Annotated in this window: 21 protein-coding genes and 1 riboswitch; of the genes, 2 read left to right on the top strand and 19 right to left on the bottom strand. The window is 45.0% G+C overall.

What is annotated here, in order from left to right; translation table 11 throughout:
• Positions 1-145: 145 nt before the first annotated feature.
• The 12 genes from lepB to NE638_RS14725 all read right to left on the bottom strand — a co-directional run bounded on the left by lepB (position 146) and on the right by NE638_RS14725 (position 13518).
• A complete protein-coding gene (gene lepB / locus NE638_RS14780) occupies positions 146-691 on the bottom strand; it encodes a signal peptidase I (RefSeq protein ID WP_118368648.1) in 546 nt (181 codons plus the stop codon).
• Between the two features lie 42 nt (positions 692-733).
• Positions 734-1066, bottom strand: a complete 333-nt coding sequence (locus tag NE638_RS14775) for a hypothetical protein (protein ID WP_147417229.1) — start codon at positions 1064-1066, stop codon at positions 734-736.
• A gap of 8 nt (positions 1067-1074) precedes the next feature.
• Positions 1075-2841, bottom strand: coding sequence for a DUF7601 domain-containing protein (locus tag NE638_RS14770; RefSeq protein WP_173746533.1), 1767 nt, complete (start codon positions 2839-2841; stop codon positions 1075-1077).
• A gap of 181 nt (positions 2842-3022) precedes the next feature.
• Positions 3023-4165: a tyrosine-type recombinase/integrase gene (locus NE638_RS14765; RefSeq protein WP_173746532.1), complete on the bottom strand. Its 1143-nt coding sequence runs from the start codon at positions 4163-4165 to the stop codon at positions 3023-3025.
• A gap of 370 nt (positions 4166-4535) precedes the next feature.
• Positions 4536-6536: a CHAP domain-containing protein gene (locus NE638_RS14760; RefSeq protein WP_173746531.1), complete on the bottom strand. Its 2001-nt coding sequence runs from the start codon at positions 6534-6536 to the stop codon at positions 4536-4538.
• A gap of 31 nt (positions 6537-6567) precedes the next feature.
• On the bottom strand, positions 6568-7089 hold the full coding sequence (locus tag NE638_RS14755; protein WP_129975211.1) for a cysteine hydrolase family protein: 522 nt from the start codon (positions 7087-7089) through the stop codon (positions 6568-6570).
• Between the two features lie 101 nt (positions 7090-7190).
• Positions 7191-7583, bottom strand: a complete 393-nt coding sequence (locus tag NE638_RS14750; RefSeq protein ID WP_044960345.1) for a beta-galactosidase trimerization domain-containing protein — start codon at positions 7581-7583, stop codon at positions 7191-7193.
• A gap of 75 nt (positions 7584-7658) precedes the next feature.
• On the bottom strand, positions 7659-8954 hold the full coding sequence (locus NE638_RS14745; protein WP_021650073.1) for an aminotransferase class V-fold PLP-dependent enzyme: 1296 nt from the start codon (positions 8952-8954) through the stop codon (positions 7659-7661).
• A gap of 540 nt (positions 8955-9494) precedes the next feature.
• Complete coding sequence (locus NE638_RS14740; protein ID WP_015526420.1) at positions 9495-10136, bottom strand: YczE/YyaS/YitT family protein; 642 nt, start codon at positions 10134-10136, stop codon at positions 9495-9497.
• Between the two features lie 341 nt (positions 10137-10477).
• A complete protein-coding gene (gene ttdB, locus NE638_RS14735) occupies positions 10478-11110 on the bottom strand; it encodes a L(+)-tartrate dehydratase subunit beta (protein WP_015526421.1) in 633 nt (210 codons plus the stop codon).
• A 20-nt stretch (positions 11111-11130) separates the two neighbouring features.
• On the bottom strand, positions 11131-12036 hold the full coding sequence (gene ttdA, locus NE638_RS14730; protein WP_173746530.1) for a L(+)-tartrate dehydratase subunit alpha: 906 nt from the start codon (positions 12034-12036) through the stop codon (positions 11131-11133).
• Between the two features lie 216 nt (positions 12037-12252).
• Positions 12253-13518: an SLC13 family permease gene (locus NE638_RS14725; RefSeq protein ID WP_118368653.1), complete on the bottom strand. Its 1266-nt coding sequence runs from the start codon at positions 13516-13518 to the stop codon at positions 12253-12255.
• A 331-nt stretch (positions 13519-13849) separates the two neighbouring features.
• Here NE638_RS14725 and NE638_RS14720 point away from each other — a divergent pair, with 331 nt between their 5' ends.
• Both NE638_RS14720 and NE638_RS14715 read left to right on the top strand, forming a co-directional pair.
• Complete coding sequence (locus NE638_RS14720; RefSeq protein WP_022427019.1) at positions 13850-14749, top strand: LysR family transcriptional regulator; 900 nt, start codon at positions 13850-13852, stop codon at positions 14747-14749.
• Positions 14750-14925: 176 nt separating this feature from the next.
• Positions 14926-15033, top strand: a riboswitch (glycine riboswitch).
• 1 nt (position 15034) lies between these two features.
• Positions 15035-16447 carry an alanine/glycine:cation symporter family protein gene (locus tag NE638_RS14715; RefSeq protein WP_173746529.1) on the top strand — a complete coding sequence of 471 codons (1413 nt, stop codon included), beginning with the start codon at positions 15035-15037 and terminating at the stop codon, positions 16445-16447.
• A gap of 126 nt (positions 16448-16573) precedes the next feature.
• On the opposite strand, the gene NE638_RS14710 is transcribed toward NE638_RS14715, so the two are convergent.
• From NE638_RS14710 to NE638_RS14680, 7 genes are all read right to left on the bottom strand, one after another.
• A complete protein-coding gene (locus NE638_RS14710; RefSeq protein ID WP_173746527.1) occupies positions 16574-19093 on the bottom strand; it encodes a beta-mannosidase in 2520 nt (839 codons plus the stop codon).
• An 80-nt stretch (positions 19094-19173) separates the two neighbouring features.
• A complete protein-coding gene (locus tag NE638_RS14705) occupies positions 19174-19731 on the bottom strand; it encodes a TIGR00730 family Rossman fold protein (RefSeq protein ID WP_015526428.1) in 558 nt (185 codons plus the stop codon).
• Entirely contained in the window at positions 19728-19934 is a 207-nt protein-coding gene (locus NE638_RS14700) for a hypothetical protein (RefSeq protein ID WP_202031308.1), read from the bottom strand. Before NE638_RS14700 ends, NE638_RS14705 begins: the two co-directional genes overlap by 4 nt.
• Before the next feature lie 214 nt (positions 19935-20148).
• The gene (locus NE638_RS14695) at positions 20149-21618 is read right to left on the bottom strand and encodes a S1C family serine protease (protein ID WP_173746525.1); all 1470 of its coding nucleotides are present in this window, start codon (positions 21616-21618) and stop codon (positions 20149-20151) included.
• Positions 21619-21714: 96 nt separating this feature from the next.
• Positions 21715-22512, bottom strand: coding sequence for a metal ABC transporter permease (locus tag NE638_RS14690; protein ID WP_015526431.1), 798 nt, complete (start codon positions 22510-22512; stop codon positions 21715-21717).
• The gene (locus NE638_RS14685; RefSeq protein ID WP_015526432.1) at positions 22509-23171 is read right to left on the bottom strand and encodes a metal ABC transporter ATP-binding protein; all 663 of its coding nucleotides are present in this window, start codon (positions 23169-23171) and stop codon (positions 22509-22511) included. Before NE638_RS14685 ends, NE638_RS14690 begins: the two co-directional genes overlap by 4 nt.
• A 38-nt stretch (positions 23172-23209) precedes the next feature.
• Entirely contained in the window at positions 23210-24139 is a 930-nt protein-coding gene (locus NE638_RS14680; RefSeq protein ID WP_370816956.1) for a metal ABC transporter substrate-binding protein, read from the bottom strand.
• Positions 24140-24148 lie beyond the last annotated feature (9 nt).

Below are 24148 nucleotides of genomic sequence, written 5' to 3'. Positions count from 1 at the left end.
TTTATGAAATTCGCAGTGTAGTTTTGTGCAATTTTTCAAATTTGCTCATTTATAGCTAGAAATATAAATTTATTTATAAGCTCATAAAAAGCAGCTTATACATTTGTTGTTATGTTCTCTCAGAAATGGGAGAACAATTACTTTTTTACAGTTCTCTTCTTCGAAGTATAGTGATTACTTTTGCTTTCACATTCTCTATGGAGATGGGGCCGAATTCACGGCTGTCTTTTGCATGGGTTCGGTAGTCTCCCAGAATAAATACACTGCCTTCCGGAACTGTGTAGGGATATGTGATCCCTTCCTTTGCATATGTAGGAAATGCAATTTCTCCTGTCTGGGCTGTTCCGTTTACAAGAAGCGTTCCTGTGTCATCCATTGTGATCACGTCGGTTTCGCATCCCAGGATACGCCCTACATGAGTTTTGCCGCCGGCTTCATACACGACAACATCTTCTTTTTCAAGATTCTGTTCCAGCCGATAACCGATAAGAAGATCTCCGGCTTCCACTGCCGGGAACATTTCATTATCCGGTGCCTGGCCTATAAGAAAGACCTGTGTAAACAGCAGCCAGCCAACGGCCACGATCAACACGACCCGCCACAAAAGGCGGATGTAGCCTTCCTTTATTTCTGTAGAATATCTTCTTTTCCGGATTGTCTGAGAACAGGTTTGATCTTTTTCAGCACGCATCACCTCCGCACCTCTTCTCTGGAACTATATCCTGTGAACAGATCAGACATTTGTATCCTGTCCGGTAGTCCCTCTTTCAGCAAGTTCCTTATATTTGCGAATCATGGCATCACAGCTTTTCTGATGGTCAGCGATCAGTGCATCGTACCGTGCACGTTCTGCACTTAAGGATGTTTCATAAATCTGATTCAGCTCTTCCAGCTTTTTCCAGAGATGAATTTCATCCACTCCGCCAAACAGCACTTTCCGAAACCTGACCGTCCGGAACCACTCCTTCAGCTTTTCGTGCTCATGATTTAACGCCTCTGTTTGTGGAAACCGCTCTGCTCCAGCATTGCGGCTTCCTTTCTTCCCTGACTGTTTCTTCTTCATCATAACCGCCTTCAATTCCAACGCTTCCTGCGCCTGAATAACAGCACACCTGCTCCGGCAGCTACGATACCTAACGCCAGAATGTATGGTGTTGTATTGAGATCCAGCCCAGTGTCCGGGATTGCGTCTTTGTTGTTGGTAAAGGTAACTTCGTGAGAAACATCATTATCCCTTCTTGAAATAGATGTTATTTTCGCCTCTCTATTATTCGAAACAGAAGGGTTATCGTCTATTGTATAGGAAGGCGTATATCTATCGTTGCTATAATAATCATCTTCTGTGATCGTTACGGTTGCTCCAACTGGAACCTGTGTCAGTCTTGTTGTCTGCTTATCTGACAGTGTAATTGTCGTTGAACCTGTATACTGTGTCTCACCGATTTTAAATGGAAGATTAGTATTTCCATTTACTACAGAAATTATAAAGTTGAACTTTTTACTCTTATCTCCCATATTTCCAGTTACATTTTTTTTGATATCTACTGACGTATAAAGCGGTGCGTAGTGAGCATAAAAATTTACGGTACCATCTGCTAATTCTGTTTCATTTGGAGAATATGGCCACTTTTCATTTGAAATTTTTGAGTTGTTATCATTCCCGTTGGGATCTTTTTCCGGATACCAGCCATCCAGAATATACGTTATTCCATCAATTTCTCGAGTGGAACCAATTTGAACTATACTTGTCTTATTAACTGAACTATCCTTTTTATAATTTGCTGCATCAACTAATTTATAATCATTGCTTTCCGGTTCCTTCACCCAAAATTTAGCCGCAAAAACTTTTGAGCACTTAATGTTGATTGTACAGTCAATGTGATAATATTGATTTTCTGTAGTACTGTTATCCCGAGAGATTTTAAATGGTACTAAAGTAATTTCTGTTACATCATCTTCCGTTAAATCAGTTACTTGTAATTTCTCTCTTACATTCTTTTTATACGCCTCCCAAATAGAATCCAAAATGTAATTAAAATATGTTTTATTATCTACCTTTATTTCATTATCTGTTCTTCTAACTGTCCATGATGAACTCGTTGTCCCATCTGGCCATTTAGTAATATAATTACTCACATTACTTACAACATTTTTATTATTTTTCCAGGTTGCATTAGTTACATCGATTTCTCCCAATAGCTTACTCTGATCGGATTCCGGACTCCAATAATCTGTATCATTACTTCCCGGCACGCCATCCGGTGAAGACAAATAATAAATTGCTGCTTTCGTTTCCGTTGGTACTGTTGTTGGTTTTGGTGCCGTTGTTGGCCATAGCCATTTAGCCGACTGCACTTCCATCTCCACATCCTGGACCTCGTCTGCTGATGCATCTGCATCTTCCGCCGGTGTTGCAGCTGGTTCTTCGGGCTGTTCGGTGACTGTCGGCTCCTCCGGCTGTTCTGTCACGGTTGGATCTGCGGGCTGTTCGTTATCTTCGCCAGGCTCTACGGATGGCTCTTCCGGCTGCTCCGGATCATCAGATGGAGCTTCTATAACATCTGTCGGTTCCTCTGTATTTTCATCTCCGGTTGTCACCACAGGTTCTTCTAGTTGCGATCCATCCACCGACTGATCATTTTCCGCTTCTGCGGCTGTCAGCTCTTCTGCTTCCTCTGCGGATCCGGACTGTACTGTTTCAGTATTTTCATTGGCTGTTTCACTGCTAGCCTCTACCGCAAATGCTGAGATGGAAACACTGCAGATCATTGCGAACGCAATACAGACTGCGAGGATCTTCCTCCACAGACGGTGTTTTCCAGATGAATGATTATGTATCATACTTCAAACCTCCTTCTTGTATGCTATGGCAGTCAAAAACAGGCACTGCTCATTACATGTCCATGCCGGTATTTCTGCTCTTTCGCAGAGCACAATACTCTGTGAAAGATTCCCTGCGATCCGTGTAAATTCAACGGTTCTTTCTTCTCTGACGGCGGTTTTTGACGGTTTATTAAAAAACTCAGGCTCCCGGAAATTCTTTTTCCACGGTATCTGCGATCTTCAGTTTTTCCATATTTTTACGCTTCAGGTTCATAGATGAATGTACATAACATTCCAGTGTGATCCGTGTGCTGGAGTGCCCCAGGATCTCCGAAAGACTGCGGATCTCAAATCCGGCCTCCACACACCGTGTCGCAAAACTATGCCGCAAAGTATGGAAATGAACATTTTTCAGGTTACAATCTTTCGTATATTGCCTCATGCGATACTGCAGGGTTCTGGGTTCCAGGAAATACCCTGCTTTTCCGGTCAGAACATATGCTTCCAGATCATCTGCTCTCCATTTGTTACAGAGCTTTTCAATATCCTGGTTCATGGGAATCATCCTTACCGACCTTCCACTTTTAGGAACCCCGGTTATGATCCGGGTCCTTTCTTCACTTGCAGGATTGAGATTTTTCAGGCGCTGCATGGTATGACGTACAAAGATGACTTTGTTTTCCAGAGAAATATCTTCCCATTTCAAAGCACATACTTCTCCGATCCGCAATCCTGTCAACAATGCCAGCAAAACCCCAAATTTACACGGATCCATGTCCTGTAAAAGATATTCCGTAAACCTTTTCTGTTCTTCACAGGTCAGCACACGCATTTCTTTTCGATCCTGCCTGGGGTATACGATATCCACCGGTTTTGCCAGTGGATTCTGCTTTGTTGTATAATTCAGAATGGAATGCAGCACGGAAAGGATATCCCGCACTGTTTTTGGTGACAATCCTCTTTCATGGATAAGCCTGTAGCTGAATTGTTCTACAAGTATTTCTGAAACAGCCTCGGAAAAATACTGCCCGAGATCAGGCTTGATATATTTTTCCAGGATCGTTGTATATTTTACAAAAGTGGATGGTTTCACGCTGCTTCGTTTCAGATACAGCCATTCATTACAGTAATCTGCAAAGCGATTCCGTTTTCCTCTCACGGGCAGAAGCTGAGCATTCATCAGCGCATAGCGTGCCTGATTGACCTTATCTCTGGCTTCATGATATGTTTTTCCGTAACAATAGCCATAGTGTATCCTTCCGTTTATCCGATGCTCCTTGATATATCTGGCTTCCCATCGTCCATCTTTTCTTTTGTAAATGTTTTCTCCTTTTCTGCTCATTGATCTTTCCTCCTGCTATGCCGAATCTTATAGTCTGTTCACAAATAAGAGTTTTTATCCGCCGGTCTTTTATCCTCTGACGATGACACTGACGGCGAATAGTGTCCTTTTTCGGACACCACAATATTTGCGCCCTATATTATCCGTAAAATATGGCGAAAAACCACGATAAAAAAGCCGGTTTTCAGGAACTTGCACCTTGAATTTCCGAAAAATTTATGGTATTTTTATAGAAACAGAGTATTGTGCTCTGTGAAATTTACCAACTATAATCTAAATAAATAAGCCGTTTTTTAAGCAAAAAAACTCCCTCACATATCAGTTTTTTCTGATACATGAGGGAGTTTCTGATTTATGACTGATCTATGATCTATTTTGCTTTATAACGGTAAACGGTTTTTACTGCTGTGCTGTCTTTACCGGTTGTCCAATCACTTTCGGAGGTTGTGGTCTGAGTCTGGATTTTTTTGTTCTGGTACTGGTTCATACGGTACCAGGCCTGGCCTCTGGCTCCGTGGCTTCCGTAGGCGCCGTTACAGGTAGTTCCGCTGGAGCACCACACCCGGTTGCCGTTCCCGTTCCAGTTCAGCAGATAATAGGTAATGCTCGGGTCATCTCCATCTGCGCCGGAAGCAGCTACGGTTACCTGACTGGCTACCACACTGTCAAAATGTACATAAGAGCCCGTCTGCGCAAAGTTTACATTCTGTCCGGTATTCGGTCCACAGAAATGATAGTAATAATAGCCCACCAGCTGTCTGGAAGCAGATGTCTCCAGTGGTCTTACAGACTCATAAACACCACCATCGTTGACATAGCTGGAGGTTGTTTTCTGATAGGTGTGTTTATACTGGATCGTATATTTATCGGAAGTGATATTCTTTGGAAGCGTATCCACATAAACCCAGTTTTTAGGTTTCGCCTTGATCTTAAAGGTCTTTGTTACGGTTCCGCTGTAATTCCCCTTAAACTTCACCGTTACCTTATAAGTACCAACATTTTTTCTTCCACGGGAATATGACACCTTATAATTGCCGGAACTGATGGTTTTTTTATTCGCACCGGTTACTTTTACCTTCGGTGTTTTTACTTTTCCGTCATATGTATAGCTTGTGGCAGAAAGCTTTATTGTCTTCGGATAATAGATGGTTTTCTTTCCGGTCACTGCACCGCAGGAGCAAAGATACTGCACATATCCGTTCCTGGATGTAGTTGCTTTCTTCACCTGTTTTTTGTAGCTGTGTTTATGAGCTTTTCCGGTGATCTTAAAGGTTTTTATAACGGTTCCCGAGTAATTGCCTTTAAACCGAACTGTTACCCGATAAGTTCCAACATATTTTCTTCCGGCAGAATAGGTAACTGTATAGTTGTCTGCACTGATCACCCTGTTGTTGCTGTCTGTAACCTTTACCGTTGGCTTTTTTACTTTTCCATTATAAGTATAGCTTGTTCTGGAAAGCTGTATTTTTTTCGGATAATAGATGATCTGTTTATTCTGTATACTTCCGCAGCTGCACTGCTCCTGTGTATATCCGTTGGCAGTGGTGGTTGCCTTTACTGTTACTCTCTGATAGTTATGTGTATGTGTGACCGGAGCTGCCTGGACAGTGAAATTCACAGAATCCGAAAATGTATATGCATACTGTGCATGATTCACAGATGCCACCGCTACCCTGTAATTCCCCGCCGGCAATGTGCAGGACCAGCTTGTTCCATTCACTCCATACTGAAATTGCGTCGGATTGGATTCTCCTGCTTTATACACATATACATCATAATATCTGGCATAGCTTGTTGCATTCCAGGAAAACGTTGTGGTCTGATTCGCTTTTCCCGGATTCACGCTCACATATGGCTTGCCCGGTACACGAACGCCCGGATAGATAAAGCCAAGCAGCACCTTGTTAGAATCATAAGGGCGCCTTCCTCCGACTGCATTGGTCAGTGTATATCCATATGCAACTCCATGAGAGGATGTCTGATCTTTGTCCGTTCTTCCTCCCTCATCTACCGTAAATCTGTTGTTTCCAAGATTAGCTGTTACATAAGCAGCATGTCCGTAATAATCTCCGCTCCATACAGCAATAGAACCGGGAACAGGCTCATTTCCTACTGCATAGCCCTGATTGATAGCATTTTGCCACCAGCTTACCGCATTTCCCCACGAAGGCAATGCGATTCCCTGTCTGTCATACACGCACTGCCATGCAAAGCGTGTGCAGGGGATCTCGTATAAGCCATCTCGATCCACATCCTGTGTTGTAGGATAAGGATTACCTGCTGCTGTTACCGTTGCCACCGGTACCGCACTGAAAGCAGTTACTGCAGACAGCGCAAGGACCATTAATTTTTTCAGAAGCTTCTTTTTCATAGTGTTCTCCTTTCCTGCGGTTTCATCCTTCTTACCGGATGATCCTGATCTGGCACGCCTCCATGGCTTTCAGTGCATTCTCATGACTCTCCGGTGTTACACCTGCGCAGCATGTGGCATCAACACAGATCGGCACTTCCGGAAGGGATGCCTTGATCAGAAGGGCATTGGAGATCACACAGATATCTGTGCAAAGTCCCACAAGAGTAATGCTTCCGATTTCTTCATCCTCATTGAGTGCAACCAGTTCTCCCGCCAGATCGGTGGAGCCGAAGGTTTCTTTATCAATGGGTTCTGTTTTCCTTAAGGCGTCCAGCTCTTCCCGGATCTGCCATCCATCTGTGCCCCGGATACAGTGAGGAACCGGAAGGTTTTTCCCTTCCTGTGTCTCCAAATAATACGTTTCATGGGTATCCCTTGTGAAAAATACCTTTCCTTCAAAATTCCGGATCTTCTCCTCAACCTTCGGAACAATGGCAGCTGCCTCCTTCGTGCCAAGTGCACCGTCGATGAAATCATTTTGCATGTCTACTACAATGAGAATGTTCTGCATGTTTGTCACCCCTTGTTTCATAATTTATTTCTGTACGACAAGTTTATGATACTCTTATTGTGCATACTCTCACGGAAGATGTCAAGGTAAAGAAAAGTCTCTCAGACTTCAACGATCCATACATCCCACGCAGGAATGATCAGCTGTGACTCCGCTTTGATCGTCTCACCGGTAAGTACGTCTTCTCCATCACTGTATTTATACGCAACAGACTGCTCCTTTGCAGAATAATTCAGAAAATACCAGACAGTTTTTCCAAGATCATTCGTTCCTTCACGAACGATCACCGGATATCCGTAACCGGATAACTTTACCCCTGCATCGCCAAGAGCAGCTTTTATCACATTCTGAAGTGTGGCATTATCTGTCATGCATCCCAGATAGTATGCCATACCTTTTCCATACTGGTTTCTGGTTATTGCAGCATATCCTTTCCAGTTATAATGTTCATATTCTGCAAGCACCTCTGCGCCTTCCGGTTTGAGAAGTTCCATAAAAAACCGCCCTTTTCTTCCATGCCAAAACATGAGAAAAGGGCGGTTCCTGTTTCATTTTTTACAAAAACTGTTTTATTTACCTTCAGCAATGTCCTTAGTGATCTTCAGGAATTTATCGATATCATCTGTTCCATGGCAATGGAGCGGAGAAACACGAAGTGCACCCTCAAGACCAAGAGTCTCAACAATACGTTTGGAATACGGGCTGCTCTTTACACGCTCGAACAGAGTAACTCCATGCTCAAGATATCTTCTTGCACACTCTGCAAATTCAATACCCTCGATACCCATGGCAACGATCAGATCCTTATAAGTAAGATCCTCCATATCCACATAAACCTGAACCCCCGGAATATGACGAAGCCCCGGAACCTTATCGGTACCTTCCAGCATACGGTACAGAAGCGCTCTCTCCTGAAGATGAATGTGATTCATACCCTCAACAAAAAGCTCACGCTTATTATATTTCTGTGCGGAATCACCCAGGAAATGCTTACCGATACTGCAAACATAATCAATAACCGCCATCATAGCCGCAAAGTTAGCCGGAGCTGGAGTACCAAGAGCCCATACATTATCATCCTTGCAGGTCAGCTTGATATGCGGCATCACAGCAACACGGTCAGAAACATAAGCATAACCGCAGCCACGTACACCAAAGAACTTATACGGTGCAAAGTTGCAGACATCCACATCCCAGTCCTCAACATCGATCACTGCATGAGGAGCATGCTGAACTGCATCACTTACAATGTAGATATCCGGATTGATCTCTTTTGCACGACGTGCGATCTCCTTGATATCCATGATATTACCGGAAATATTGGAAGCAGCCATAATACTGAGAAGAACCGTATCCTTATCTACATACTTCATGATCTCATCCGGATCAAGGCCACCAGTCACCTTATTAGCCGGAACCTCACGAAACTCTCTGCCGGTCTTTTTACAGTAATACTCAACCGCATCATGAGCAGACGGATGCTCCAGAGCAGAAGTAACTGCGTTCTTACCCCAGTCAACACCTTCCATGATCGTACCAACCGCATGGAACATGGTCTGAGAAGCAGTCAGCTCAGTGATAAGTGCACCACTCTTTGCACCAAAAATAACCTCAAGGATCTCCTGCGTACCATTCTTCACATAATCCGCCAGATCAAAGCCCCTGCCGCGGGCACGCTCCGGACAATCCGGAAATTCCTCAATCGCAGCCTTAGCCTCAACAGCCTTCTTAAGTCTCAGAGAACCACCGGAGTTCTCAAAGAAAAGTCTCGCGCCATACTGTGGATCCTTATCTGCATAATAAAACTGAGACTTCAGCTTCTTCTGATATGTATCTGAAAACAAAACGCCATGATTAAATTCCATAATAATATCCTCTCCTTCATCACATAAGCCCCGGCAACCCGGACAGCCAGCTATTCATGAACACTCTTATTTCATACGACTGTGTTCAGTATATATCTCTCATCAGAAGATAGCATAACACATTTACAAATAGTTATAAAATGAATAATGTAACTGTATTATATTAACATTGTTTATATTTTAACACAGCGTAGCACTGATAGCTCATCCAACTCCCGAGCAGCCACACTACCCTACCGCCCTGAAAAGCCAGCCCGTGAGGCGTGTGCTGCCTGTCGCCGGACTCTGCAGGAGGGGAGCTGATTCTTGGCTGGCGGAAATCTGCGTTGTTTTACAAAAGTCCGCTGTCTGAGCGGCTGCAAGACGCGAGTTCGAACTTTTGTAAAACGCTTTTAGCAGATTCCCGGCAGCCTAGAAGCCAGCCCACGACGAAGCCCCGGCGGCAGGCAGCACACGCCTCACGGGCGTCCCTTTTCACCAAAAAAAGCCGAACCAGCCACATCCCGCAGCCAGTTCAGCTCAACCCATACAACTACAAACTCACTCACCATCAACCCAGGCAAGCAGCTTCCCGGTAAAAACCCTATTAAAGAAATGGATCACCGGTCCCAGCCCAAAAGCCGTCACCAGTGTACCAATACCCACAACACCACCAGTCAGATAACAGATCAGCGCACAAAGCACATCATTAGACATCCTGTGCCAGAAATAAGGAATCTTCGGCCATCTCTCTGTCATGATCAGCGAAAGACTATCATAAGGCGCAACCCCCTCATCCGGCATCTGATACATCGACAGTCCCAGACAGCAGATCACAACACCCACACACAGTGCCACCAAACGTACCGGCAGCGCCACAAGCTCCAATCCAAAAACACCAGTATAAATATTATAAAAGAAAGTAGTAATATAAGCCAGACAAACCGCATTCACAACCGTACCGATCCCCAGGAACCTTCTGCCAAAAGCAATCTCAATGATCAGCAGCACAATATTTACAATCAGCTGGAAATTACCATACGCCATACCAATCATATCCGCAACCGCCATATTCATTCCACTGAACGGATCCGTTCCAAGCCCGGCAAGCTTGAAAATTCCAATCCCCATACCTGCAAAAACATTTCCGATACACATGATCAGAACATGCTTCCAGTTAATGTTCTTCAAAAAATCCCCCATAAACCTTCTACCTCATCCTCTCTGAAAATATTGTCAGGCAGATATCCACGATCCACCTTCACTGCGCAAGATCCATACCAGATAATACCTTAATAACCAGCCTGCTGCAACGCTTATATTCTATCACACCCCCTCACCCCTGTAAAACACAAAAGCCCCAAGAAACAACAAAAAGCAACAAAAAAAGACATCCTGCAGACCACATTATATGATCTGCCGGACATCTCTCTTTTTCATATCACGCTGTTAATTCAATTTCACAATCACCAGTCAATCCCGAAGCTCTCATGGCAGAGCCTCGTTATTTCAGATATCCCGAAAAATTTTTCCAATATCCAATATTATTTAATGAACTTAACCTCAGGATAAATTGCCTGCTTGGCAGCCTCTTTACGCTCATTAAATACAACCTTGTTCTCCTCAAACAGGTTACGTCCCTGTGCATCGATAGATACGATCAGCGGCCCAAATTCTTTAACCTTGTTGCACCATAAAGTCTCAGGCATTCCAAGCTCATCCCAGTGATGCTCAGCAATCTTCTCAACCTCTGTAGCAGCTACAACTGCACAGCCGGCCGGGAAAACACAGTGGATCGCACCGAACTCTTTGCAGGCACGCTCCGTATTCGGGCCCATACCACCTTTACCAACGATCACTCTGACACCAGTAAGCTTGGTAAACTCATACTCGAATTTCTCCATACGCATAGAGGTTGTCGGTCCTACAGAAACCATTTCATAATCATCCTCTGTACCCTCGATCTTGCGAACGATCGGGCCGGCATGGAAAATAGCTTTGTTGCGGATATCATAAGGAAGCTCTCTTCCATACTCAACCAGACGACGGTGAGCAACGTCACGACAGGTCATCAGATCTCCGTCCAGCCATACAATATCACCGATTTTGATATCAGCCAGGTCTTCTGCGCTTACAGGTGTAATAAGAACTTTTTTATCTCCTCTGATTTCGATCATGATTTTTCCCTCCGTTTATATTATGCATTAAATTTCCATGTGGAATGAGTATCACAGGTTACTGTAAGATCCGGATTTACAACCAGATGTCCACGACGGTGGGACCAGCATCCAACATTTACTGCAACACCGATGGTAGATGGATGTCGTGCAGTATTCTCAATGTTAACACCCATTACAGAATACTTTCCGCCCATACCCTGCGGTCCAAGGCCGATGGCATTGATACCATCCTCGAGAAGCTTCTCCATTTTTGCTGCGTTTGCGTTATCGTTGTGAGAACCGATCGGACGCATCAGCGCTTTCTTGGAGTTCAGAGCAGCTGTCTCTACAGATGTTCCTACACCAACACCAACAAGAAGTGGAGGACACGCATTCAGTCCGTAGGTTGTCATCTGATCAAGAACGAAATCTGTAATACCTTCATATCCTGCCCCCGGCATCAGAACCATTGCTTTTCCCGGAAGGGTACATCCGCCGCCTGCCATGTATGCGTAGATCTCACATTTATCGCTGTTAGGAACAATATCCCACCATACAGTCGGGGTTCCTTTACCAACATTTTTCTTTGTATTGTACTCATCAAAAGTCTGAACTGAGTTATGTCTTAACGGTGCTGCAAAAGTAGCCTGGACAACGGCATCTTTCAGAAGTGCTTCCAGCTCATTGATATACGGGAAATTTGTTCCGCATTTCAGCCAGAACTGAAGAACTCCTGTATCCTGACAGCTTGGGCGGTTCAGCTCTACAGCAAGTCCCTGGTTCTTTGTCATTGTTTCATAAAGAACCTTTGGAAGTGCAGCTGTTTCCTGTGAACCAAGCTCTTCAAGTTTATTAACTACGTCATCCGGTAATTTTTTTCCAATATGGGCAACAAAATCTGCTACCATGTCTGTTAATACTTTAACTCCATTTTCCTTAGTCATGATTTACCTCCTGATATGGTTCGATGGTTTAATGTTTTTTAGTTACATAGGTTTTTGTTGGTTGTTTCATCATTAATTTTGGCTGATTAATGGTTAAGATGGCTTTTTTGGCTTATTTATCATTTCTCCTTCACTGTATGGTCAGTGCAGAAGGGAATGAACTTAATTAAAAGTGTTGCTGTCACAAAGTGAACAGTAACTCAAAAGTTTCTCTCCTTACGGATAGAACGGAAACAGGATCGGCAACAGAATCATACAGATCACAAAGGATACCAGGATCAGCGGCAGACCGGATTTCACATAGTCCTTGAATTTGTATCCTCCAAGACCGACTACCATGGTGTTTGCCGGCATACCGATCGGTGTTGCATATGCACAGGAACCTGCGATAACAGTTGCGATAACAACGGCTCTCGGATCTGCTCCGAGGTTGTTTGCAAGAGATACCGCAATTGGAATCATCAGTGCTGTGGTTGCTGTATTTGACATAAAGTTTGTCAGCACACAGGTTACAATAAAAATCACCAGAAGAAGAAGGATCGGACTCGGATCTGCTCCAAGAAGTCCTACGATCTTATCTGCGATCAGTTCTCCGGCTCCGGTTGTATCCAATGCTTTTGCAAGTGTCAGAGAACCGCCGAAAAGAAATACAACCTTCAGGTCAATGGACTTCAGTGCGTCTTTCTCGGAAATAACTCCTGTCAGAACCAGGAGGATCGCTCCGATACATGCGGAAACCTCAATGCTGATGCCGATCTCTTTCTCAAAGATCATTGCAAGGATCACAAGGATCAGTACTACCAGGGAAACAGTCTGTTTCCACTTCGGTACATGGCTGAAATCCTGCTGATCTTCAAGAGCTGCACCGGATGCATTCTTTCCATCCGGAAGGAATTTATATCCGATAAGGACAAAGTAAAGGATTCCGATCAGAAGCATCGGAACTCCAACCGGCGCATACATAAAGAAGCTTGTGGAAAGCCCCATCTCCTGAAGTGCATTCACACCCATCAGGTTTCCGGGTGCACCGATAATAGAAAGGTTTCCGCCAAGTGCTGCGGCAAATACCAGCGGCATCAGAAGACGGCTTCTGGAATAACCGGACTCATCGGCGATTCCACAAACTACCGGAATCAGCACTGCTGCAGTACCTGTATTGGATAAGAATCCAGACATTACACCTACGATCACCATAATCGCAATGATCAGTGTTTTTTCTGTTCTGGCAAATTTCGTGACCAGTCCTCCGATCTTATTTGCCATTCCTGTTTCGAACAATGCCTGGCCCACTACAAACATGCCAACGCAAAGGATTACGTTACTGTTTACATACTGTGAAAATGTTGTTGTTGCATCCACAACTCCTGTGAGTGTCAGACCGATGGCACAGATTGAAGCAGTCAGTCCAAGAGGAATTTTTTCAAGGATGAAACTAATAATGGTGAACACAAGAAACAGCAATGTTATAGTTGTCTGAGACATTTCTGTACTCTCCTTCCATTTGGTTTTTTCCTGAAAAGTATAGGCCGTACACGTTTCTTTTGATGATTTTATTATAGCTTGTGTACATACAAAAAAACAAATTAATGAAACATATATCCGCATAAAAAATATTTATAGTATCAGTTTTTAATGATAATTTTTGTGTACTACTAACACAAAAGCAGCATCTTAACAAATGAATCTGGCAAATATTATATTTCTATGCTATTTTTATGTAGACACCCAAATACTCTGTCACATCATTTCCGGACGGAAATGAAAAACTTTACTAAAAAATTTAATCTGACAATACATCGAGAGAAGGTTTATCATGACACTGAATCAACTACGCTATTTCTGCACAGCCAGCCGCTGCCACAGCATCACAAAGGCAGCCGAAGAATTATATGTGACCCAGCCCACCATTTCCATGGCTATCCGCGATCTGGAGATTGAATTCGGGATCAGTCTTTTTTCCAGAAAAGGAAATCAGCTGAGTCTGACCCAGGAGGGAGAGTCCTTCTACAAAAAAGCTACCTATATCCTTCAATATTGTAATGAGCTTCAGGCCGATTACTCCAGCATGTCCAGGATAAAACCGCCTCTTCGCATCGGGATCCCTCCCATGCTGAGTACCGTATTTTTTCCGGAGCTGCTTACGGCGTTTCACGAAAAGCACCCGGAAATTGCCGTAGTACTGGAAGAATACGGATCTGTCCGTGCCTGCAATCTGGTACAGGATGACACCCTGGATGTAGCTTTGGTCAATATGGAACAGTATAATATAGATAAATTTCATAACACCGTCCTGGCCAACGACCAGGTGGTTTTCTGTGTGAGCAACGACCACAGGCTGGCAGAAAAAAAATCAGTCACAACAAAAGATATGGCGAAAGAGCAGCTGATCTTTTTCAATGCTGACTCCGTCCAGAATCAGATCCTGAAAATGCGTTTTGAGATGGATGGCCACACACCCAATATCGTTATGCGGAGCAGCCAGATCTACACCACCCTACAATTTGTAAAAACCGGAAAATATGGCTGCTTTCTCTACTCCAGCATGACCGATAACTTTTCCACTTCCAATGTTACCGGTATCCCGCTCAATCCACCTGTCCGCATAAAAATCGGCATGGTATGGAAAAAAAGCAAATATATCAGCGGCGATATGCTGACATTTCTGCATTTCACCCGCATGTATTACAAAGAACATCCGCTGATAGAAAAGTAAATCCCCAAAACTCCCAATTATATGCCGATTAATTTTTCTAATAAATGCAATTTTTTTTAAAAAACCATTGAAATCCATCAATTCATGTGATACTCTGTGTTACAGTGTTTTTCTACACAGAACGAATGACCGCCACCACCGTACACAAAAAAAAGGATCCTGGCATCATTCAAAAATAAAAAAACTCAGGAGAGTCTCTTCAAATCAAAAGGGAAGAGCGCCGAAGGTGTACGCAGCACACAAAATGCTGTAAATCTCTCAGGCAAAAGGATGGAGGAAAGAGTAATGTTTACACAAATCAACAACTTTATCACATGGTTTGACGGAGTCGTTTGGGGACTTCCGCTGATCATTCTGATCCTGTTCACAGGAATTCTGTTAACCACTCGGTTAGGTCTTTTACAGGTAAGGCACCTCGGAAAGGCACTGAAATTCATGGTAAAAAATGAAGAAGGCGGCGATGGTGAGGTCACAAGCTTCGGAGCTCTGTGTACTGCGCTTTCAGCAACCATCGGAACCGGAAATATCGTAGGTGTCGCAACTGCTATCGCAGCCGGCGGACCAGGAGCACTTTTCTGGATGATCGTAGCCGCATTCTTCGGAATGGCAACCAAATACGCAGAAGGACTTCTGGCGATCAAGTACCGTACCATTGACAAAGAAGGCCACGTTCTCGGCGGACCTTTCTACTACATCGAAAACGGTATGGGAAAACAGTGGAGATGGCTTGCCAAGATCTTCGCATTTTTCGGAGCAGGTGTGGGACTTTTCGGTATCGGAACCTTTACACAGGTAAACGGTATCTCATCTGCAGTTACCAATTTCTTTGACCCGGATAAAGCACACACAGTAGCACTTTTCGGAAATACATATTCCTGGGCAACTGTAGTTGCATGTCTGATACTTACCGTATGTGTAGGACTTGTCGTTCTCGGCGGAATCCAGAGAATCGCAAAGGTATCCCAGGTCGTTGTACCGTTTATGGCAGTTCTCTATGTTGCACTGGCACTGATCATCGTGATCACAAACATCACTGCAGTACCTGCAGCGATCGTAACTATCGTAAAATCTGCTTTCACAGGAAGCGCACTTGCAGGTGGCGCAATGGGAACCATGGTCGTAGCTATGCAGAAGGGTATCGCCCGCGGTATCTTCTCCAATGAGTCCGGTCTTGGTAGTGCCCCGATCGCAGCCGCTGCAGCTCAGACAAAGGAGCCGGTACGTCAGGGTCTTGTATCCATGACAGGTACATTCATTGATACTATCGTTATCTGTACCATGACAGGTCTTTCCATCGTCATCACAGAGACATGGAACACAGGTCTTGAGGGTGTTGCCATCACAACAGCTGCTTTCCAGAAAGGTCTTCCTTTCCCGCCGTTTGTAGCATCCTTCTCACTGATGCTGTGCCTGGTATTCTTCGCATTCACAACGATCCTTGGATGGGATTACTACGGTGAAAGATGTCTGGAATACCTGTTCAACAGAAACAAAGCCGCAGTTACAACATACCGCTGGCTGTACATCATCTGCGTATTCATCGGACCATATATGACTGTAGCAGCTGTATGGAACATCGCAGATATCTTCAATGCCCTGATGGCATTCCCGAACCTGATCGCTCTTCTTGCCCTGAGCGGTGTGGTTGTAAAGGAAACTAAGGATTTCTTCAAAAGACATAAAAATTACGAATTCTGATCCCAAATATCGTAATCAAATGTAAACACACGCAAACCCATGATGATCCCCTAATATCATATAAAAAAAGACGCGAACCTTTTTATCCTCCGATAAAAGGCCGCGTCTTTTTTATTTAAAAGCTTTCTATGCCAGCGTCAGGATCTCCATCTGCTGGGTCAGATCCGCTGCATCCAGAATCTCTCCATTTCGGATATCTTTCTTATCAAGCCGGACACACATTTCCTCTCCATCTGTCATATGGAAAAAATTATCCTCCAGAGTAACATCCGCATCAGTAAATCCAATAGCTGTAAACGGGCTGAAGCAGCTGCTTTTTAAATGGATCACAAATGCATCACCTTGCTCCTCCACCTCGGCAGTGATCTCCGGTTTATCCAGCTCCAGATATTTATACGGAACAAGGGTCTCCACATCACAGAGCACACCTCCGTCAGCAAGTGTCACTTCCGCCTCAAGAAAGATCTCATACTTCTTGTCTTCCCATCCGGAAACATCCACCGCCAGGATCGGAGCGGACTCCTGCACACCCACAGTGCCCGTTCCGGTAAGCTTCTCAAGAATCTCGCATTCCACATTTTTCACATAAAAGGCAACCTGATATGACTGTGCGTCCATACTTTCATTTGCCAGATACACCTGCATGATATCCCCATCCATGCACATACTCACCGCCTGTGGCCCATAGAATTTTTTTGCCATATAATGAAGTGCCTTCCAACGGCCAAAGTAGTCGATACTTGCCCAGGATGCCACCGGCCAGTTGTCATTGATCTGCCAGTAAAGGGTACCCATACAGCGGCCTCTGTGACGTCTCCAGTGGTCTACTCCATACTTCATGGCCATTCCCTGAAGGATCTGGCTCACATAGAGAAGCTTGCGGAAATTCTCCGGATAACGGAAATTCTCGGAAAGATAATACAGGATCTTTCCGTTAGCTGCAGGATTTTTCTGGTGGTTCTCCATCACCCTGGAAAAAATATTCCTGTCTTTCTCTTCCGTAAAGCTCTCCACAGTTTTCAGGCACGGAAAAGACTGGAAGCCAAACTCCGAGCAAAAACGAAAATAATGCTTCTGATAATCTGTAAAAGGCTTCTGACCATGCCATACATCCCAGTAGTGACAGTCTCCTCTGTTCTCATCGTCCGGATCATCAAAGCAGCCTCCGGAGCTTGGGGAAGACTGCCAGAAAAAGGTCTCGCTGTCTGCCGCCCTCACTGCTTTCGGAACTATGTACTCAAACATTTTTATGTAGTCCGCACGGAGATATTTCGACTCACTCTGTACCTCCGGCCAGTGATCCCAGGCAGACTCCATCTCATTGTTTCCGCACCACAGGCCAAGGGATGCATGATGACGGAGACGTTTTACATTTTCCGTGATCTCCTTCGTGATATTATCTTCAAATTCTTCTGTAAGATCATAAACATTACATGCGAACATCAGATCCTGCCATACGATCAGTCCCATCTCATCACAAAGATCATAGAAATGATCCGAAGGATAATAACCGCCGCCCCACACACGGACACAGTTAAAATTGGCACGTTTGCAGGATTCCAGAATATACTTCTGGACCTCCGGTGTGATCCTGGAATAGATGCAATCCTCCGGAATATAATTTCCCCCCATGGCAAAAATTTTCACGCCGTTGACACAGAACGCGAACTCTTTTCCCCAGAGATCTTTTTCCTGGCTGATGGTAAGGGTACGGAGACCGATGCGCTTCGTTATGGTTTCCAGAACTGTGCCATACTCGTCCAGAAGTTCCACCTGAACTTTATATAACGGCTGATCGCCGTAGCCGTTTGGCCACCAGAGCTTCGGGTTGTGGATCGAGGATGTCAGCACTGCTGGATTATTATTCGCTGATACAGTCTCCCCCACTTTGCATACATGGGCTTCCGTTTTTCGGTCGTTAGCACCTGTTCTATGTCCACAGACGCTCTCTGCATCCTCCTGGATCGTCACCCTCACCTGACACTTATCCACAGCATCTCCGCTTACAGCCACAGTTGTACACACATCCACAGCATTATCCCCATGCACCTGTATGATCTTCACATCCTCAATTCTCGGATGACTGTATGCTTCCAGATAAATATCCCGAAAAATCCCGGCATCAATGGTCTGGGGGCCCCAGTCCCATCCAAACATACAATGAGCCTTCCGGATCAGCTGGTTTCCTTTCATTCCACCGCAGGGAACATAGTGGATCTCTTTATTATCTTCATACTCATAAGCTTCGATATACTTGAATACCGACCGGAATACGATCCGGATCTGATTCTCCCCGGAATGAAGAAATTCTTTCACATCCAGCTTCCAGGTACGATGCATGTTATCTGCAGATCCGGCTTTTTGCCCATTGATATAAATATCTGCAAGAGTATCCAGCCCCTCACAGACCAGTATTATTTTTTCTTCTTTCAGGATATCCTCTGCAGCCACAAATGTTCTGCTGAATTCATAATCCTTCCGGAACAGTTCCCTTGTCACATCCTCATTTGTCCGGTAAAAAGGATCTTCGATCTTCCCGGCACCATAGAGCCCGGAAAGCACAGATCCCGGAACCTGTACCTCACATAATCTGTCATTTCCTGCTTCTGCCAGCTCCCACTGGCCATTTAACATTATTTTCCTCATAAAATATATCTTCTCCTGTAAAAATCCCCTTCGCACGATCTTATATACAGGGCTGTTGTATTAGCCGTACTGTATTTTATTTATAGCCTTCCCCCATAATTCCGGTAATTCTCAATATAATCCAGGATCTCCTCCGGGTCTTTCATGAACCGGCACATACCCACAACATCTCTGGACATAAATTTTTCCCCTGCTGTGTATTCCAGGAGTGCCTGCATGCTGTCGTAATATCCCTGAATATTATAAAGAACGATCGGCCTGTCGATCCGTCCCAGACTCTTCAATGTCAGAATCTCAAAAAACTCCTCATAAGTACCAATTCCCCCAGGTACCACGATAGTCGCATCCGAGCGGCTTTCCAGCAGGTGCTTCCTCTCACGCATATTTTCAGTAAAAATGAACTCTGTACAATGCTCATACAACACTCCCGGCTGGTCAAAAAATCTCGGTGCGATACCTAGGATATAACCTTTTTCTCTGTCAACACCCCGGGCTGCCGCCCCCATCAGCCCCTCTTTTCCACCTCCGAAAACAAGGCCGTGGCCACGTTTCCCCATCAGCTGTCCCAGCTCTTCCGTTTTCTCATAATAGATCTTTTTCAGCTCTGCGCTGGACGCTCCATAGATACAAATATTCATGCTTCCGTCTCCTTCCCTGCTGCCTCCGCAAATGCCCGGAGAAGCTTCAGCTGTTCTGAAGAATCATACATCATCTCCGGATGCCACTGCACAGCTACTGCAAATGGATGATCGTTTATCTCTGAATATAACTTTTGCCGGCCTCTGCACATGATACTGGCAAAGACCGGCTTTCCGTCATTTCCGATACATCTGGAATGCATCCGGAAATGCCTGTTATTTTATTATAATCTGACATACACATGGGGTCAAGCAATTGCCGCTGCCTAAAGCTCCCGTTTTATTATACGAGAACTTTTTCTACTGCGTTTTTCCATCCGCTGTATTTCTGGTTTCTTTCCTGCGGATTCATGGAGGGGATGAACTGATTGCGGTTCTTCACCTCGAAAATGCTCTCCATCTATAATTTAGGACTGATCAGTCATACAAGCCATTCTGCTCAAAATCTCTGAACAGGCTGGCTTCTCCATCATCAGCAAATGCATCTGCATCCCCCTGATCGGAATCATCCTGTCCTCCCTGGATATCTGGGATATCTGCATCCTGGGAATCCTGGGACGTGCTATCCTCAGAGCTGTCCTTGCTATCCTTGCTGGAACTGTCATCTTTACCAAGTTTTACAGTGAGTGTCTTCTCCTTATATTCATTACCATCCAGAACTGCAACCGTCACATCGATCTTTTCCTTCGGCTCATAATACTGAAGCAGCTCAACCAGCTGATCGATACTGGTGATCGTTTTACCATCAAACTCTGTAATGACCATATTCTTGGTAATACCTGCATCATCGGCAGGGCCGCCCTCGGTTACCTTCGAAACAAATACACCCTGCGGGATACCATAAATCTGTACTGCCTCCGTACTTACTGTACTGCCTATGATACCAAGGATACCATGATTATCCACTTTATCTCTTGCCTTGGCATTCATCATGTTCTCAAGAGAATCCGCAACATCAGAAATTGCAATGGCATACCCCATACCTTCAACCTCAGTAGAAGCAAGCTTGGAAGAGTTAATACCAACAACCTCACCATCCATATTCAGAAGCGCACCGCCACTGTTACCGGGATTGATAGCCGCATCTGTCTGGATCAGGTTCACGCCTTTGTTGATACTGCTGCTGTTATCTGTAGAATCACCCTCGATCTGTCCTGATGCATCTGTCTTACGGTTCTTAGCACTGACAATACCAGTAGTAACGGACTGGCCATAGCCAAGTGCATTACCGATGGCAACAACCTGCTCACCGATCTTCAGATCATCAGAGCTTCCGATCTTTGCAACAGAAATTGCATCCATTGTATCATCCGAAACATCCTTCGTTGCAACAGAAACAACTGCAAGATCCTCGCTTTCATCAAAGCCCTTTACCGTAGCCTCATAAGCATTACCATCTGCAAAGGCAACTGACAAGGTATCGGCACCATCCACAACATGATAGTTTGTGGCGATCAGTAGCTCAGAATCTGTTTTTCCGATGATAATACCGGAACCGCTTCCTTCAACTTCCTGCTCCTGGCTCGGCGCATACTGGGAACCAAACATGCTGTAATAATCCTGAACCTCCTGAACGGACTTGGTTGTGATGGCAACTACAGAAGGCATTGCCTTCTCAGCAACATCTGATACATCCAGACTGCCCTTTGTATCGGAGGATTTTGTATCCTCTGTATCTTCGCTGTCTTTATTTGATTTTTTATCAGACTTCATAAGAGTCAGATTCTCGGAGCTGTCGGTTGCCGCCTGTACGGACTGTGCACCGGAGAAATAATTTATACCTTCATATGCACCAACTCCAATGCCGCCAGCAAGTACTGCACACAGGCTGATGGTTGCACCTTTTTTCATCATTTTCTTTATTTTTAATTTTCTGTTATTGTTCATGGTTAAATCCTCCCTGGGAAAAAATTCTTCTCTGTTTCCTTTTGATGCTTCAAAGTATATGGGTTAATTGTGTTTACTTTGTGGGAAAAATGTGTTTTATTTGTTAAAACTTTTCACTGTCATCACAACTACAAACCACGCAACCTCAAGAAGAACGATCATTCCACCTGGTTTCAGTCCGGCATAATAGGAAAGAAACAGTCCGGCAATGGTGGTACATACCGCCACGATAATGGCACAGATCAGTGTACCCTTATAGCTTTTTGCCATCTGCATCCCACACGCCACCGGAACTACCAGCATGGAGGAAACGATCAGGGTCCCTACTGTACGGGACGCAATGGAAACTGTCAGAGCCGTCAGAATAGTAAAAAGAAAATTAATATTCCGCACGGAAACACCGGAGATCCTTGCCGCATTTTCATCAAAGCCGATATAAAACAGTTCCCTGTAAAAAAACAGCACTGCTGCCAGTACCAGCACACTGATCACAACTACCAGCGCCAGCTCTCCTTCACTGATGGACACAATACTTCCGAACAAAAAGCTGTTCAGACTGGCACCGTTTTCCACAAAGCCGGACAGCACACCGGCCAGTCCGATCCCGGCAGACATGACGATGGAGATCGCCACCTCCGAATAACGCGGGATTTTTTTGCGGATAGCCTCAATTCCAAGAGCAGCTACGATGCACATCACTACTGCACCGGCTACCGGATTCACTCCAAGTATCAGTCCCAGCACAACACCGGCCAGTGAAGAATGGGAAAGCGCATCTCCGATCATGGACATCCGTTTCAGAACAATGGTGATCCCGATGCAGGGCGTGATCACAGCCAGAAGGATTCCCACCAGAAAAGCCCTCTGCATAAATCCATACTGTAAAATACTCATACTTCGTCGATCCTCCCCTCTTCCGCTTTAAAGAACCGGTTTGCTCCTTTAAACTCACCGGAATTTCCATGAGTAACCATAAGGATCGTCAGCCCCTGTTCCTCATTCCGCTTCCTCAGAACTTCTGCAAGTGTTTTCACAGAAACCATATCCATTCCTGTGGTAGGCTCATCCAGGATCAAGATCTTCGGTTTTCCTGCCAGTGCACGTGCCAGCATAACCCTCTGCTGCTGTCCTCCGGAAAGATCTCCGATCCTTCTTTTCCAGAACTCTTCCATTTCCATTTCCGCAAGTGCGGCTTTCAAACGCGGGATCTCTTTTTTTGCCCGGAAACGTGCCTTCCAGGAAGAGGAATACACGCCTGTCATCATGATCTCTTCCACAGTCGCCGGAAAATTCTGGTTTCTGCTGATACTGTTCTGTGGAACATATCCCAGATCTCCCTTTCCGAATGTGGCAGAAATATCTTTTCCATTTACAGTGATACTTCCCTCCTGCGCCTTCAGTTCGCCCAGAAGAAGCTTCAGAAATGTACTTTTTCCACTTCCGTTTTCACCGGTAAGGATGGCATAATCGCCATCCTTCACCTCCAGGTTCACCTGATCCAGCACAGGTGTCCCTGTATAGTGAAACGAAAGATTTTCTATCAAAATTCCCATAATTCCTCCTTTTTTGTTACAGCTGCTATCCTGCACCTTCAGTTCAATGCCTTCCTGAGTGCCTCCAGATTCTTCCTCATCACAGAAAAATAATCCTCTCCGGCCTCGATATCCTCCTCACTTAATCCCTCGATCGGATTCAGCACAGCAGTCACCGCATCCACTTCCTTCGCCACTGTCTTCGCCACCTTGGGACTTGCCAGCTCCTCAAAAAATATGGTATGGATGTCGTATTTTTTCGCATACTCGATCACTTCCTGCATCTTGGCAGGATCAGGCTCTGAATCCGGTGTCAGCCCTTCGATAGCCAGCTGCTTCAGATCATAGGCATTGCACAGATATCCAAAAGCCTCATGCGCCACTATGATATCCCGGCTCTTCGTACCTTTCAGACCATCTCTGAACTCCTGATCCAGCTCATCAAATTCACCGGCATATTTCTCATAATTTGCTTCATAATAATCACCGTTCCCAGGATCAGCCTTTACCAAAGCATCCCTGATATTCTTCATTTCCTGCTTTGCACGCATAGGATCAAGCCAGACATGAGGATCTTTTCCTTCATCACCATGAGCATGATCATGTCCTCCATCCAGAAGCTCCACACCATCCGATGCCTCAGACACAACCAGATCCTGATTCTCCAGAGTATCCAGTACATCCTCCGCCCAGTGCTCCAGATCTGCACCATTATAGACAAATACATCTGCATCCTCAAGATTCCGGATATCCGTTGCCGCCGGCTCCCAGTCATGAGGCTCCGTTCCCGCCGGAACCATATCCTTTACCTGAATCCTGTCGCCCCCTACCTTCCGGGCAAAATCATACATGGGATAAAAGCTGGCCATCACCTTCAGTCGGCCATCCTCCACAAATGGCTGTCCCACCGTTCCGGCCCTGTGCAAACCATATCCGGTCACACCGCCCACAACAAGAAGCGTCACCGCCAGAACTGCTGCCGCTGTCATCTTCCCTCT

The organism is Blautia sp. MSK.18.38, assembly GCF_024460535.1.
GTDB lineage: Bacteria > Bacillota > Clostridia > Lachnospirales > Lachnospiraceae > Blautia_A > Blautia_A fusiformis.
The sequence above is the reverse complement of the archived record's forward strand: the minus strand, read 5'-3'. Positions and strand labels throughout refer to the sequence as shown.

Bases quoted from the DNA above. Each gene is read 5' to 3' on its own strand.
- NE638_RS14700 (WP_202031308.1), bottom strand. From the start codon at position 19,934: ATGCATTCCAGATGTATCGGAAATGACGGAAAGCCGGTCTTTGCCAGT.
- NE638_RS14720 (WP_022427019.1), top strand. From the start codon at position 13,850: ATGACACTGAATCAACTACGCTATTTCTGCACAGCCAGCCGCTGCCAC.
- NE638_RS14770 (WP_173746533.1), bottom strand. From the start codon at position 2,841: ATGATACATAATCATTCATCTGGAAAACACCGTCTGTGGAGGAAGATC.
- NE638_RS14760 (WP_173746531.1), bottom strand. From the start codon at position 6,536: ATGAAAAAGAAGCTTCTGAAAAAATTAATGGTCCTTGCGCTGTCTGCA.
- NE638_RS14715 (WP_173746529.1), top strand. From the start codon at position 15,035: ATGTTTACACAAATCAACAACTTTATCACATGGTTTGACGGAGTCGTT.
- NE638_RS14685 (WP_015526432.1), bottom strand. From the start codon at position 23,171: ATGGGAATTTTGATAGAAAATCTTTCGTTTCACTATACAGGGACACCT.
- NE638_RS14705 (WP_015526428.1), bottom strand. From the start codon at position 19,731: ATGAATATTTGTATCTATGGAGCGTCCAGCGCAGAGCTGAAAAAGATC.
- NE638_RS14750 (WP_044960345.1), bottom strand. From the start codon at position 7,583: ATGGAACTTCTCAAACCGGAAGGCGCAGAGGTGCTTGCAGAATATGAA.
- NE638_RS14695 (WP_173746525.1), bottom strand. From the start codon at position 21,618: ATGAACAATAACAGAAAATTAAAAATAAAGAAAATGATGAAAAAAGGT.
- NE638_RS14755 (WP_129975211.1), bottom strand. From the start codon at position 7,089: ATGCAGAACATTCTCATTGTAGTAGACATGCAAAATGATTTCATCGAC.
- NE638_RS14745 (WP_021650073.1), bottom strand. From the start codon at position 8,954: ATGGAATTTAATCATGGCGTTTTGTTTTCAGATACATATCAGAAGAAG.
- NE638_RS14690 (WP_015526431.1), bottom strand. From the start codon at position 22,512: ATGAGTATTTTACAGTATGGATTTATGCAGAGGGCTTTTCTGGTGGGA.
- NE638_RS14775 (WP_147417229.1), bottom strand. From the start codon at position 1,066: ATGATGAAGAAGAAACAGTCAGGGAAGAAAGGAAGCCGCAATGCTGGA.
- ttdB (WP_015526421.1), bottom strand. From the start codon at position 11,110: ATGATCGAAATCAGAGGAGATAAAAAAGTTCTTATTACACCTGTAAGC.
- NE638_RS14740 (WP_015526420.1), bottom strand. From the start codon at position 10,136: ATGGGGGATTTTTTGAAGAACATTAACTGGAAGCATGTTCTGATCATG.
- ttdA (WP_173746530.1), bottom strand. From the start codon at position 12,036: ATGACTAAGGAAAATGGAGTTAAAGTATTAACAGACATGGTAGCAGAT.
- NE638_RS14765 (WP_173746532.1), bottom strand. From the start codon at position 4,165: ATGAGCAGAAAAGGAGAAAACATTTACAAAAGAAAAGATGGACGATGG.
- NE638_RS14710 (WP_173746527.1), bottom strand. From the start codon at position 19,093: ATGAGGAAAATAATGTTAAATGGCCAGTGGGAGCTGGCAGAAGCAGGA.
- NE638_RS14725 (WP_118368653.1), bottom strand. From the start codon at position 13,518: ATGTCTCAGACAACTATAACATTGCTGTTTCTTGTGTTCACCATTATT.
- NE638_RS14680 (WP_370816956.1), bottom strand. From the start codon at position 24,139: ATGACAGCGGCAGCAGTTCTGGCGGTGACGCTTCTTGTTGTGGGCGGT.
- lepB (WP_118368648.1), bottom strand. From the start codon at position 691: ATGCGTGCTGAAAAAGATCAAACCTGTTCTCAGACAATCCGGAAAAGA.